The organism is Rhodoplanes sp. P11 (assembly GCF_964266735.1).
GTDB classification, from domain to species: Bacteria; Pseudomonadota; Alphaproteobacteria; order Rhizobiales; family Xanthobacteraceae; genus Rhodoplanes; species Rhodoplanes serenus.
On sequence record NZ_CAXWGY010000017.1, the window covers coordinates 239,975 to 252,607 of the forward strand.

The following is a 12,633-nucleotide window of genomic DNA, read 5'->3' on the forward strand; positions in this document are numbered from 1 at the left end:
AGCAACGGGAGGCGGCCCGAACGGGCCGAGCCGCCGTGAGGACGTGCTCAGACGGATCGTCGTGGCGGAGGCAGCTCGATGCCCGGCGGATGTGCCCGCGTGGCGGGCGGTGGTGCCGGATCGACGACGAGCGCAAGGCGTTCGCCCATGCCGCGGAGCGCGACGGCCGGCAGGGTCACGGCAGTGCAGGCCGAGCAGTAGTCGGCCGCTATGGCGACGGCGAAGCCGCCCGACCCGTCTTCGGACGGGGACGCCGCATCAGACGGCAGCGCGGCCGCCGCGGCCGGCGCCGTGATGTCGGCGCCGAAGGCATAGTGGTCCGGCATCAGATGATGCAAGACCCCGACCAGCACCAGTATCAGCACGCAGGCGACCGCGATCGACCGACGAACGACCGGCCGACGAACGATCCGGTGGCTGATGATCGAGCGGCTGATGATCGAGCGGCTGATGATCGAGCGGCTGACGACGAATCCGCCGGCGCTGGAGAGCCGCAGGATGGAGTGGCCCACGACCGAACGGCAGACGGTCGCCAGTGCAGCAATCGAACGATCGAGGATCGATCGATTGGGACAGGCCGACGATGCCGAAGCGGGGGCGCCTTGCATGCCTCTAAGAGACGACAACGATCAGAGCTGTCAAGCCGATGCGAGACGAAAATCACGCCGCGCGCTGCGCTCCGTTACAGTTGTTACGCTATAGCGTCGGGATCATTGCGCGGACGCCGTTGCCCGCAGCCGCTCGCAGGCGGCGACGAGCGCCGGCACGTCGGTGCCGGTCAGCAGCGGCTTCAGGCCGAGGACGGCGGCGCGATCGAGGTCCCACCAGGCGGTGCGCAGCAGGGCCGCGATGATCTCCGGGGCGAAGCGATGCTTGACCACGCGGGCCGGGTTGCCGACCGCGATGCCGTAATCCGGCACGTCGCGGGACACCACGGTGCGTGCCCCGATGACGGCGCCGTGCCCGATCCGCACCCCCGGCAGGATGGTGGCGCCGAAGCCGATCCACACGTCGGAGCCGATCCACACGTCGGCGGCCCCGGTCTCGTCCGGCCCGTCGAACGGATAGAGCGACACCGCGTCCATCCGGTGGTCGCCGCCCAAGAAGATCTCCACCTCGGCCGCGATGCTGGTGTAGCGGCCGACGGTGAGCCGGGCGCTGCCCCACGGCCGGATCGCCGGCACCCCATAGGTGTAGTCGCCGATCTCGAAGCCGCGCTTGTGGACATAGCGGGCGAGCGCTCGTCGCGTGTGGTGCTCGGGCGGGATCGCCCGCCGGCGCAGAAAATCCGAGAGCTTCGACACGGGCCGTCTCCTGGCGGGAGGCCGCGCCGACCGGGGTGTCGCCCACGGCTCCCGCCCGCTCGTCTACGCCACTGCGGCCGATCCGGCGACATCGCGATGTCGCGGCCGGCTCGCCGGCTTCGCGGCCTGGTTGTCGTCCGCGACGTCGACGCGGAACGGCAGCGTCGCGCCGGCCGATGATCTCTCGCCGACGGACGGCGCCGCGCCGGCAGAGCTGGGGCGCGAGTTTCCGGTTGGTCGGCCGGCGCGGGGTCGACTAGGATGCCGGGCGTCGTCCGACGCTGCCGACAACCCCCGATCCCGAAGGACCCGACGATGTTCCGCACCGCGCTTCGTGCCGTCCTGTCCGCCGCCGTACTGCTGGTGGCCGCGCCCGCCGGCGCGGTCGAGATCTCGGTCACCCAATGGGGCACCAGCCTCTATGGCGCGCCCTATGCGGTCGCCATGGCGGAGGGCCTGTTCAAGAAGGCCGGCGTCGACATCACCTCGATCATCGGCTCCGGCGGTGGCGGCACCACGGTGCGAAACCTGCTGGCGAGCGAGACGCCCTATGGGGACGTGGCGATCGCGGCCGCGCTGGCGGCGCAGCGCCAGGGCCTCGATGTGATCATCGTCAACACCGGCACCCGCTCGACCGCCGAGGCGTCGCTGGTCACCATGCCGGACTCGCCGATCCGCTCGCTCAAGGATCTGGAGGGCAAGAAGGTCGCGGTGACGTCGCCCAAGGGCGTCTCCGAGATGCTGCTGCTGATGGCGCTGAAGCAGGAGGGCGTCGACGCCACCAAGGTCGAGCGCGTCGCCTCGGGCGGCTATGTCAACGGCCTGACCATGCTGGAGCAGGGCGCCGTCGCGGCGGCTGCGCTGATCGAGCCCTTGTCGATCATCCGGGCCGACAAGTATCGGACCGTCGTGTCCTACGGCAGTTTGCTGCCGCCGATGACCACCTCGGTCGGCATCACCACCCGCGCCTTTGCGAAGAGCAATCCGGAGCGCCTGCGCGCCATCATCGCGGGTCGCGCCGCCGGCGTCGAGGCGCTCTACGAGAACCCCGCCCGGGCGGCCGAGATTCTGACGAAGGCGTTCAAGCTCGATCCCGCCGTCGCCCAGGTGGCGGTTGCCAACATGATCGGGCCGCGCATGTGGAGCACCGGCGCCTTCGACCGCACCGAGCTGGACCGCACCGTCGAGGGCCTGCGGCTGATCGGCGAGATCACCGGCCCGGTCGACTGGTCCAAGCTGCTCGATCCGTCGTTCCTGCCGCCCGCCGTCCAGGGCGCCAAATGAGCGTGTCGCCGGCCGAGGTCGCCGTGGTGCCCGACACCGCGATGCCGCATGCGCGGCTCGTCGGTGTCACCCGGGTGTTCTCGCGGCGAGGGCGGGGCGACGACGTGCATGCGCTGGGGCCGATCGATCTCGATCTGAAGCGCGGCGAGTTCTTCTCGGTGGTCGGTCCCTCGGGCTGCGGCAAGTCGACGCTGCTCGACGTGCTGGCCGGCCTCGCGACCCCGACCAGCGGCACCGCGGAGTTCGAGGGGCGGCCGATCGCCGGGGTGCCGGCCGGGGTCGGCGCGGTCTTTCAGGAGGACGCCTCGTTCCCCTGGCTGTCGGTCACCGACAATGTCGCGTTCGGGCTGCGGCGGGCCGGCGTCGATCCGGCCGAGATCGCCCGCCGGGTCGACTACGCCATCGGCTTCATGGGGCTGCGCGGCTTCGCCGATGCCTATCCGGCGCAGCTTTCCGGTGGCATGCGCCAGCGCGTCTGCATCGCCCGCACGCTGGTGATGCAGCCGCGGCTGATCCTGCTCGACGAGCCGTTCGGTGCGCTCGATGCGCAGACGCGGCTGCTGATGGGCGACGAGCTGCTGCGCATGTGGCGCGAGACCGGCGCCACGGTGCTGCTGATCACCCACGCGCTCGACGAGGCCGCCATGCTGGCCGACCGTGTCGGCGTGATGTCGGCGCGGCCCGGCGTATTCATCGACATCGTGGCGACCGGCTGGGATGCCGAGCGCGACAGCCGCATCGTCTCGCATCCGCGTTTCGGCGATCTCACCGGCCACCTGTGGGAGCGGCTGCGGGTCGAGTCGCTCAAGCATCTGCGCGAGGGGTGAGCGGATGACAATCGCCGGGACCGTGCCGTGACCCGCGAGGGCTGGATCAGGCTCCTCGTCATCGCCGCCGCGGTGGCGGCGCTGGAGCTCGCCTGCCGGCTCGGCTGGGTGCCGGTCACGGTGGTGATCCCGCCCTCCGCCATGGCGGCGAGCCTGGTCGACATCCTGGCGAGCGGCAAGCACTGGGCCGACATCGTGGTCAGCCTGCGCAGCGTCGCCATCGCCGCGGTGCTGTCGATCGGGCTCGGCTTCCTGGTCGGCGCCGTGATCCATGCCTGGCCGCTGGTGCGCGGTGCCGTCGAGCCGCTGCTCGCCAGCTACTATGCGGTGCCGACCTTCATGTTCTACCCGGTCTTCATCATCCTGTTCGGGGTCGGTCCGGCCGCCATCGTGGCCATCGCGGTGCTGCTCGCCATCGTGTCGATGATCTCGGCCACGCTGGTGGGTCTCGACCGCATTCCCCTGGTGCTGCGCAAGACCGCCCGCATGATGCACATGGGGCCGGCCTCGCGCGCCCTGCTGATCGGCCTGCCGGCGGCGCTGCCGCATCTCTTCACCGGCGTGAAGCTCGCGGTCGCCTATGCGTTCATCGGCGTCATCGCGTCGGAGTTCATCCTGTCCGGCGCCGGCATGGGCTACGCCATCGCGTATGCCTACAACAACTTCGACAATCGCGAGATGTACGGGCTGATGCTGCTGATCATCCTGGTGGTCACCGTGGTGAACACCGGGCTCGACGCGGTGGACCGCCGCCTCCAGGCGCGGCTGAGGCGCTAGAGCCGTGCGCAGCGCCCTCGGCTCCGCCGTCGTGGTCCTCGTCCTCCTCGTCGTCTGGGAGGGGCTGCATCTCGCCGTGTCGAACAGCGGGCTGCCGTCGCCCGTCGCGACGCTCGTCCGGCTCGGCGTGCTGCTCGGCGATGCGGACTTCTGGCGCCAGGCCGGGGAGACCGGCCGGGCCTTCGCGGCCGCCGTGGTGCTTTCCACCTTCGCCGGCATCGGGCTCGGCATTCTGCTCGGCATGAATCGCACCACCGGAGCGGTCGCCCAGCCGATCCTGGTCAATCTCTACGCATTGCCCAAGGTGACGCTCTATCCGGTGGTGCTGCTGATCTTCGGCCTCGGCATCTCGGCCCGCATCGCCTTCGGCATCATGCACGGCATGATCCCGCTCACCCTGTTCACCATGAACGCCATCCTGAACATGAAGCCGGTCTATCGCCGCAGCGCCGCCGTGATGGGGCTGACGCCGTGGCAGAGCTCGTTCTACGTGGTGCTGCCCGCGATCCTGCCCGAGGTGATCACCGGGGCGCGCCTCGGCGTCTCGCTGTGCCTGCTCGGCGTGCTGATCGGCGAGATGTTCGCGGCCCGCAACGGTCTCGGCTTCGTGGTGATGCAGGCGATGGAGCGCGGCGACATGCCGAGCGTGCTGGCGGTGGCGCTGCTGCTGGCGATGCTCGCCCTCGTGGTCAATGCGGCCCTGCTGGCGCTCGATCGGGCGTGGCGGCGCTGAGTTGATCGGCCCGGCGCGCGGGCGCTCGACCGGGCGTCACGGCGCTGAGGCAGGTGATGCGTTGCGTGAAAAGCACGCGGCGCGTGTGTCACCGCGCCGACATGGAATCAGGAAAGGACGTTCGCGATGTATGACAGCTTTGCCATTGCCCGCCTGATCGACCTGTGGCTCGCCGAGGATGTCGGCCACGGCGACCTCACGGCGCAGACCATGATCGAGCCCGACGAACGGGGCCGCTTCGCCATGAACGCCCGCGAGCCGTTGACGGTTGCCGGCATCGAGGTCGCCGCCGCGGTGTTCTGCCGCTACGAGCCGCGCCTCGATGTCGCGGTCGCCGTGCGTGATGGCGACGCCGTCGCGAGCGGCGCCGTGCTGCTGACCGTCGAGGGGCCGGCGCGCGGCCTGCTCACCGCCGAGCGCACCGCGCTCAACATCGTTCAGCACCTCTCGGCCATTGCCACCGAGACGGCCCGCTGGGTGGCGCTGATCGCCCACACCAAGGCCCGGCTGATCGACACCCGCAAGACGACGCCCGGCCTGCGCATGCTGGAGAAGCACGCGGTGACCTGCGGGGGCGGCCTCAACCACCGGCTCGGGCTCGACAACGGCGTGATGATCAAGGACAACCACATCGCCGTGTGCGGCGGCATCACGGCCGCGGTGGCGCGCGCCCGCCGGCAGTTGCCGACCCTCACCAAGATCGAGGTGGAGTGCGACCGGCTCGATCAGGTGGACGAGGCGCTCGCCGCCGGTGCCGACGTGATCATGCTCGACAACATGTCGCTCCCCGACATGCGCGCCGCGGTGGCGCGCGTCGGCGGGCGCGTGCCGCTCGAAGCCTCCGGCGGCATCCGCTTCGATACCATCAAGGCGATCGCCGAGACCGGCGTCGACTACATCTCGACCAGCAAGATCACCCAAGGGGCGCGGCCGATCGACATCGGCCTCGACGCGGCGTGAAGCGGGATGTTTGTGCGATGCAGAGCCTCGTCTCGCCAGAGAGCGTGGTGCGTGCTCCCCCTCTCCCCGACGGGGGGGAGAGGGGTGGGGTGAGGGGGGATCGCGTGGATATGGAGGCGCCCCCTCACCCGAGCTCCACGCCTGCGGCGTGGAACTCGACCTCTCCCCGCGCGGCGGGGAGAGGTGACAGCGGACCCGCCGTCGACCGATGCACGCAGAGCAGATGCACGCAGAACGACAGACCATGACTCCCGGCCTCCTGTTCTTCGTGGTGGGACCGAGCGGCGCCGGCAAGGACACGCTGCTCGACGGCGCCCGCGCCGCACTGGCACCGGGTGGCCGCTTCGTGTTCGCCCGCCGCACCATCACGCGCGCCGCCGATGCCGGCGGTGAGGCGCACGACGCCGTCGATCCCGACACCTTCGAGCGGATGGCGCGAGGCGGCGCCTTCCTGATCGAGTGGGCGGCGCACGGCCTGCGCTACGGCCTGCCGATCGGCCTTCTCGACGAGATCGCGAAAGGACGTCACGTCGTCGCCAACGGCTCGCGCGCCGTGATCGCGGCGCTGGCCGAGCGCCTGCCCGACGTGGTGGTGATCGAGATCACGGCGCCGCCGGAGGTCCTGGCCGCCCGCATCGCGGCGCGCGGCCGCGAGAGCGGCGACGTCGTGCTCGCCCGCCTCGCCCGCACCACGCCGCCGCCGCCCGCCGGCGTCACCCTCGTCCGCGTCGACAACGATCGCAGCCCGCAGGAGGGCATCGAGCGGCTGATCGCGGCGCTTCAGGCCCAGACGGCGCGGCTGCGCCTCGTCCGGCTGCCGCTCGCCGCCGGCGCCCGGGCGCTGGCGGTGTTGCCGCGCGACTCGACCGTGGTGGCCGCCGCCGACTATCTCGGGCCGGGCCGCATCGATCTCGCCGGCCGTGGCCGCAGCGTGCGCGCCGAGGTGATGGTGGCGGAGCCGGGCGTGGTGCCGGCCGATGCGGTCGGGCTCACCGCCGAGGTGTTCGACCGGCTCGCCCTGCCGGAGAGCACGCCCGTCGTGCTCACCCGCACCCCGACCCCGGCGAGCCGGGCGGCGCTGCGCCGCAAGATCCGTGGCGACACGCTGGACGAGGCCGCCTATGCCCAGGTGGTCGGCGACATCGTCGAGGGCCGCTATCCCGACAGCGAGGTGGCCGGCTTCCTGGTCGCCGCCGACCGCAGCCTCGACGACGCCGAGGTGCTGGCGCTCGCCCGGGTGCGGGCGCGCTTCCCCAATGCGCTGCGCTTCGACGAGCCGATCGTCGCCGACAAGCACTCGATGGGCGGCATCCCGGGCTCGCGCATCACCATGATCCTGGTGCCGATCGTGGCGGCGCACGGGCTCGCGATCCCCAAGACCTCGTCGCGCGCCATCACGTCGGCGGCCGGCACGGCGGACGCCATGGAGACGCTCGCCCGCGTCGATCTCGATGCCGACGACGTCCGCCGCGTCGTCGCCGCGGCACGCGGCTGCATCGCGTGGAACGGCCGGCTCGGCCACTCGGCGCTCGACGATGTGATGAACGCCATCACCCGGCCGCTCGGGCTCGACTCCAACCGCTGGTCGGTCGCCTCGATCCTGTCCAAGAAGCTCGCGGCCGGCGCCACCCATGTGGTGATCGACCTGCCGTACGGGCCGCGCGCCCGCATCGAGAGCGCCGCCGAGGCCACCGCGCTGGCGCGTCTGTTCGAGACGGTGGGCGCCGGGCTCGGCCTCGCCGTCGAGGCGGTGCCGACCGACGGCAGCGCCCCGGTGGGGCGCGGCGTCGGCCCGGCCCTGGAGGCGTGCGATGTGCTGCGGGTGCTGGAGGGCGATGCCGGTGACATGCTCTCCGACCTGCGTGAGAAGGCGCTGCGCTTCGCCGGCCGCATCCTGGCGTGGGACCCGGCGATCGGCAGCGTCGAGGCGGGTCGCCGGCGCGCCGAGGCGCTGCTCGCCTCCGGCGCGGCCCGCGAGGCGCTGGAGAGGATCGTCGTCGCTCAAGGAGCGCGGCGCGAGCCGATCGGTCCGGGCCGGCTCACCCGCACGGTGCTGGCGGAGCGCGGCGGAGTGGTCGCCGACATCGACGGCTTCGCCATCGCCGGCATCGCCCGGGTGGCGGGGGCGCCGCTCGACAAGGGCGCCGGCATCGATCTGGTGGCGCGCCTCGGCGATGCCGTCGCGGCCGGTGATCCGCTGTTCGTGATCCACGCCAATGCGGCGTCCGACCTCGACGCGGCGGCCGCGCTGGCGGCCCGCTCCTGCGGCTATCAGCTGACCGAGCCGGGCACGGTGCGCTGATATCGCGCACATCCGCCGCGCCGCCGGCGCGTGCTGCCGCTTCGTTATGCAAATGTCGCGCGGACGTGCTCCGCCCGACGGCAATGCTGCGCCGCATCGGATATCGTCGTGGAACGATCGCGGCGCAGCATCGACAAGGGCTCGCCGGGCGCCGGCTTCTTCGTTAGCATACGAACGAACAAGCCCGCCGGGTCGCCCTGCATGACGAGTTCCGACCGTCCTGTTCGTCTCACCGTCAATGGAACCGCGCATGCGCTGCGGCTGCCGGCGTCGACGCCGCTGTTGCCGGTGCTGCGCAACGATCTCGGCCTCAACGGCCCGAAGTTCGGCTGTGGTCTCGGCGAATGCGGGAGCTGCGCCGTGCTGGTCGACGACCGGCCGGCGCGTGCCTGCGTGCTGCATCTCGGCGACGTCGCGGGCTGCCGGATCGTCACGCTCGATGGGCTCGGCACCGCGGACGCGATGCACCCGGTGCAGGCGGCGTTCGTGGAAGCGGCTGGTGCCCAGTGCGGCTATTGCCTCAACGGCATGATCATGACGACAGTGGCGCTGCTCGAGGCCACGCCCGATCCGAGCGAGGCGGAGATCCGCGAGGCGCTGCGCTTCAATCTGTGCCGCTGCGGCACCCATGTGGAGATCGTCGCGGCGGTGCGGCTCGCCGCCGCGCGGCTGGCCGCCGCGCGAATCGCCGCCACGCGGCCGGTACCGTCGCCGAACGTGGAGGCGTCGCCGTGACGCTTCAGCCGCAGGGCCTCACCCGCACGGTCTGCCTGACGCGGCCCGGCACCCTCGCGGTGGTGCGGCCGGCGCCCGGTGCGCCCGCCGACGTCGATGTCACGAGCGCCGATCCCGAAACCCTCGATCCCTTCGTGATCGTGGCGGCGGACGGCGCCGTCACCGCCTTCAACGGCCATGTGGATCTCGGCACCGGCATCCGCACGGCGCTGGCGCAGATCGTCGCCGAGGAGCTGGATGTCGGCCTCGCCCGCGTCGCCGTGGTGCTCGGCGACACCGCGGCGACACCCGATCAGGGGCCGACCATCGCGAGCGAGACCATCCAGATCACCGCGGTGCCGCTGCGCCGCGCCGCCGCTCAGGCGCGCCATCATCTGGTCGGGCTCGCCGCCGTGCGGCTCGGCGTGCCGGCCGCCGATCTCGTCGTCGACGACGGCGTGGTGCGCCGCCGCGTGCCGGAGCCCGCCGGCGACAACCGCGTGATCACCTATGGCGAGCTGATCGGCGAGGCGCGCATCCGCCTGCCGCTCGCCGACGACGTCGCGCTCAAGCCGGTCTCCGAGCATCGCATCGTCGGCCGCTCGGCGCCGCGCGTCGATCTGCCCGCCAAGGCGACCGGCGGCCTCGTCTATGTGCACGATGTCCGCGTGCCCGGCATGCTGCACGGCCGCGTGGTGCGGCCGCCCTATGCGGGCGTCGACATCGGCGACTTCGTCGGAACGAGTCTCCTGTCGGTCGACGAAGGCTCGATCGCCCACATTCCCGGCATCGTCGCGGTGGTGACCATCGGGGACTTCGTCGGCGTCGTGGCCGAGCGCGAGGAGCATGCCGAGGCGGCCATGCGGGCGCTGCGCGTCGCCTGGAGGCCGACCCCGACGCTGCCCGATCTCGGCGATCTCGCTGGCGCGTTGACCAGGAACCCGTCGACCCCGCGGGTGCTGCTCGACCAGGGCGACGTCGATGTGGCGCTCGCCGGCGCCGCGACGCGGCTGACGCGGCATTATGTGTGGCCCTATCAGATGCACGGATCGATCGGCCCGTCCTGCGCGGTCGCCGACTTTTCGGCCGTCGAGGGACGGCTGCGGGCGTGGTCCGGCACCCAGAACCCGGTGCCGCTGCGGGCCGATTTGGCCAAGCTCCTCGGCCTGCCGGAGAGCGCCGTGGAGATCGTTCGGTTGGAGGCGGCCGGCTGCTACGGCCGCAACTGCGCCGACGACGTCACCGCCGATGCGGCGCTGCTCTCTCGCGCGGTCGGCCGGCCGGTGCGGGTGCAGCTCACCCGCGATCAAGAACATGCCTGGGAGCCGAAGGGCGCCGCCCAGCTGATGACGGTGGACGGCGGCCTCGATGCGGCCGGCGACGTCGTCGCCTACGACTTCGCGACACGCTATCCGTCGAACGCGGCGACCACGTTGGCGCTTCTCCTCACTGGCACCGTGAAGGCGGAGCCGGTGGTGCTCCAGATGGGCGACCGCACCGCCATCGGCCCCTACGACGTGCCGAACAAGCGCGTCGTCTGTCACGACATGGCGCCGATCGTGCGGGCCGCCTGGATGCGCGGCGTCTCGGCGCTGCCCAACAGCTTCGCGCACGAGTGCTTCATCGACGAGGCGGCGGCCGAGGCGGGCGTCGACCCGGTGGCGTATCGCCTGCGTTACCTGAGCGATCCGCGCGGCCGCGATCTCGTCGAGAAGCTCGCCGCGCGCGCCGCCTGGGAGCCGCATGTCGGGGCGCGACGACGCCAGGATGCCGACGGCACCCTGCGCGGGCGCGGCTTCGCCTACGCGCTCTATGTGCATTCGAAGTTTCCGGGCTACGGCGCGGCGTGGTCGGCCTGGGTCGCCGACGTGGCGGTGAACCGCGAGACCGGCGAGGTGGCGCTGACCAGGATCACGGTCGGCCAGGACTCCGGCCTGATGATCAATCCGGAGGGCGTGCGCCATCAGATCCAGGGCAACGTCATCCAGTCCACCAGCCGCGTGCTCAAGGAGGAGGTGACATTCTCCGAGGTAGCGGTGGCGAGCCGCGAGTGGGGCGCCTATCCGATCCTCACCTTCCCGGAGCTGCCGCAGATCGACGTGATGATGGTGCCGCGGCCCGAGGAGCCGCCGCTCGGCGTCGGCGAGTCCGCCTCGGTGCCGAGCGCCGCCGCCATCGTCAATGCCGTCTACGACGCGACCGGCGTGCGCTTCCGCGAGCTGCCGCTGACCCCCGAGCGGGTGCTGGCCGGCCTGCGCGCCGCCGGCGTCGCGCCGCCCGCTCCGGCGCCGCCGCCCGCAGCGGCCGCCGAGCCGCCAGCGCCGCGCGCGCGGGTGCTGATGCGCACGCTGGTCGCCGCCGCGCTCGCCGCGGCCGGCGGCCTCGGGGCGGCGACGCTGCCGTGGCGCGCCGCCATCCCGCCGATCCCGCGGCCCGATCCCGCGGTGTTCTCGGCCGCGACGCTGGCGCGCGGCGAGGCGCTGGCGCATCTCGGCGCCTGCTTCGCCTGTCACACGGCGACCGACGGCGTGCCGCTCGCCGGCGGGCGGCCGATCGCGACGCCGTTCGGCACCATCACCAGCCCCAACATCACGCCCGATCCGGAGACCGGGATCGGCGCATGGTCCTATCCGGCGTTCGAGCGGGCGATGCGCGAGGGCCTGCATCGCGACGGCCGCCACCTCTATCCGGCCTTTCCCTACACCTCGTATGCCAAGGCGACCGATGCCGATCTCCAGGCGCTCTATGCGTTCCTGATGTCGGTGCCGGCGGTGCGCAACCCGACGCCGCCGGCCGCGTTGGCGTTCCCGTTCGATCAGCGGCCCCTGATGGCGCTGTGGAACACCGCGTTTCATCGCGTCCAGCCGTTCGTGCCCGATCCGTCGCGCTCGGACCTGTGGAACCGCGGCTTCTACCTGGTCGAAGGGCTCGGCCACTGCTCGGCCTGCCACTCGCCGCGCAATCCGCTCGGGGCCGAGGAGAAGGGCGCCGCGCATCTTTCGGGCGGCACCGGCGACGGCTGGGAGGCGCCGGCGCTCACCACCGCGAACCGCGCCCCGGTGCCGTGGGACGAGGCTGCGTTCTACGACTATCTGCGCACCGGCTGGTCGCCGCATCACGGCGCCGCCGCGGGGCCCATGGCCGAGGTGGTGGCCGGCCTGAAGGCGCTGCCCGATGCCGACATCCGCGCCATGGCGCATTATCTCGCCGATCTCGACGGCCCGCGGCCGGACGCCGCCGCGATCGCGGCACGCGCCGCCGCGGTCGAGGCGCAGGCCGCCGCGCGGGCCGCGACGCCGGTCTCGCTCGCCGGCGCCCGGATGTTCGCCGGCGCCTGCGCGGTGTGTCACGAGCCGGGGCAGGGCGGCCCGCTGCACGGGGTGAGGCCGTCGCTCGCCACCGTCACGGCGCTGCAATCCGACAATCCCGACACGGTGCTGCGGGTGATCCTCGAAGGCAGCCATCCGGCCGGGCTCGCCGGGATCGCGGCGCTCGGCGCCATGCCGGCCTTCGCGGAGCATCTCTCCGACTGGCAGATCGCCGAGCTCGCCCGCTACCTGCGCCACCGCTTCGCACCGGCCCGGGCGCCGTGGTCCGATCTCGATGCCACGGTGGCGCGGCTGCGCGCCGGCGCGGCGCCTTGACAGGACGGCGACCATGCCGGACCATTTGTACACTAACGATCTTGCCGGCCCTCGCGGTCGCGTCGCGGCACGGGGCCATGCCCGACAG

At 72.2% G+C, this 12,633-nt stretch carries 10 protein-coding genes; 8 read left to right on the forward strand and 2 right to left on the reverse strand.

Translation table 11 applies throughout. From position 1 onward, the window contains the following. Nucleotides 1-47: 47 nt before the first annotated feature. Both ACFQUV_RS15650 and ACFQUV_RS15655 read right to left on the reverse strand, forming a co-directional pair. The gene (locus ACFQUV_RS15650; protein ID WP_129608587.1) at nt 48-608 is read right to left on the reverse strand and encodes a hypothetical protein; all 561 of its coding nucleotides are present in this window, start codon (nt 606-608) and stop codon (nt 48-50) included. 102 nt (nt 609-710) lie between these two features. After that, the gene (locus tag ACFQUV_RS15655) at nt 711-1,304 is read right to left on the reverse strand and encodes a CatB-related O-acetyltransferase (RefSeq protein ID WP_244601527.1); all 594 of its coding nucleotides are present in this window, start codon (nt 1,302-1,304) and stop codon (nt 711-713) included. A 315-nt stretch (nt 1,305-1,619) separates the two neighbouring features. On the opposite strand from ACFQUV_RS15655, the gene ACFQUV_RS15660 reads away from it, so the two are divergent. The 8 genes from ACFQUV_RS15660 to ACFQUV_RS15695 all read left to right on the forward strand — a co-directional run bounded on the left by ACFQUV_RS15660 (nt 1,620) and on the right by ACFQUV_RS15695 (nt 12,545). Then, nucleotides 1,620-2,588: an ABC transporter substrate-binding protein gene (locus ACFQUV_RS15660; RefSeq protein ID WP_129608588.1), complete on the forward strand. Its 969-nt coding sequence runs from the start codon at nt 1,620-1,622 to the stop codon at nt 2,586-2,588. Then, nucleotides 2,585-3,415: an ABC transporter ATP-binding protein gene (locus tag ACFQUV_RS15665; protein ID WP_129608589.1), complete on the forward strand. Its 831-nt coding sequence runs from the start codon at nt 2,585-2,587 to the stop codon at nt 3,413-3,415. Before ACFQUV_RS15660 ends, ACFQUV_RS15665 begins: the two co-directional genes overlap by 4 nt. Nucleotides 3,416-3,442: 27 nt before the next feature. Beyond that, complete coding sequence (locus ACFQUV_RS15670) at nt 3,443-4,192, forward strand: ABC transporter permease (RefSeq protein ID WP_129608590.1); 750 nt, start codon at nt 3,443-3,445, stop codon at nt 4,190-4,192. 4 nt (nt 4,193-4,196) lie between these two features. Beyond that, a complete protein-coding gene (locus ACFQUV_RS15675) occupies nt 4,197-4,925 on the forward strand; it encodes an ABC transporter permease (protein ID WP_129608591.1) in 729 nt (242 codons plus the stop codon). A gap of 126 nt (nt 4,926-5,051) precedes the next feature. Then, complete coding sequence (nadC, locus tag ACFQUV_RS15680; RefSeq protein WP_129608592.1) at nt 5,052-5,885, forward strand: carboxylating nicotinate-nucleotide diphosphorylase; 834 nt, start codon at nt 5,052-5,054, stop codon at nt 5,883-5,885. A gap of 244 nt (nt 5,886-6,129) precedes the next feature. Continuing rightward, nucleotides 6,130-8,187 (forward strand): phosphonate metabolism protein/1,5-bisphosphokinase (PRPP-forming) PhnN, encoded by a 2,058-nt coding sequence (gene phnN, locus ACFQUV_RS15685; RefSeq protein WP_129608593.1) that lies wholly within the window; start codon nt 6,130-6,132, stop codon nt 8,185-8,187. Between the two features lie 201 nt (nt 8,188-8,388). Then, nucleotides 8,389-8,922 (forward strand): (2Fe-2S)-binding protein, encoded by a 534-nt coding sequence (locus ACFQUV_RS15690; RefSeq protein ID WP_129608594.1) that lies wholly within the window; start codon nt 8,389-8,391, stop codon nt 8,920-8,922. Next, nucleotides 8,919-12,545 (forward strand): molybdopterin cofactor-binding domain-containing protein, encoded by a 3,627-nt coding sequence (locus ACFQUV_RS15695; RefSeq protein WP_165363842.1) that lies wholly within the window; start codon nt 8,919-8,921, stop codon nt 12,543-12,545. Before ACFQUV_RS15690 ends, ACFQUV_RS15695 begins: the two co-directional genes overlap by 4 nt. The last annotated feature ends 88 nt before the right edge of the window (nt 12,546-12,633 follow it).

Bases quoted from the DNA above. Each gene is read 5' to 3' on its own strand.
- ACFQUV_RS15690 (WP_129608594.1), top strand. From the start codon at position 8,389: ATGACGAGTTCCGACCGTCCTGTTCGTCTCACCGTCAATGGAACCGCG.
- ACFQUV_RS15650 (WP_129608587.1), bottom strand. From the start codon at position 608: ATGCAAGGCGCCCCCGCTTCGGCATCGTCGGCCTGTCCCAATCGATCG.
- ACFQUV_RS15665 (WP_129608589.1), top strand. From the start codon at position 2,585: ATGAGCGTGTCGCCGGCCGAGGTCGCCGTGGTGCCCGACACCGCGATG.
- phnN (WP_129608593.1), top strand. From the start codon at position 6,130: ATGACTCCCGGCCTCCTGTTCTTCGTGGTGGGACCGAGCGGCGCCGGC.
- nadC (WP_129608592.1), top strand. From the start codon at position 5,052: ATGTATGACAGCTTTGCCATTGCCCGCCTGATCGACCTGTGGCTCGCC.
- ACFQUV_RS15660 (WP_129608588.1), top strand. From the start codon at position 1,620: ATGTTCCGCACCGCGCTTCGTGCCGTCCTGTCCGCCGCCGTACTGCTG.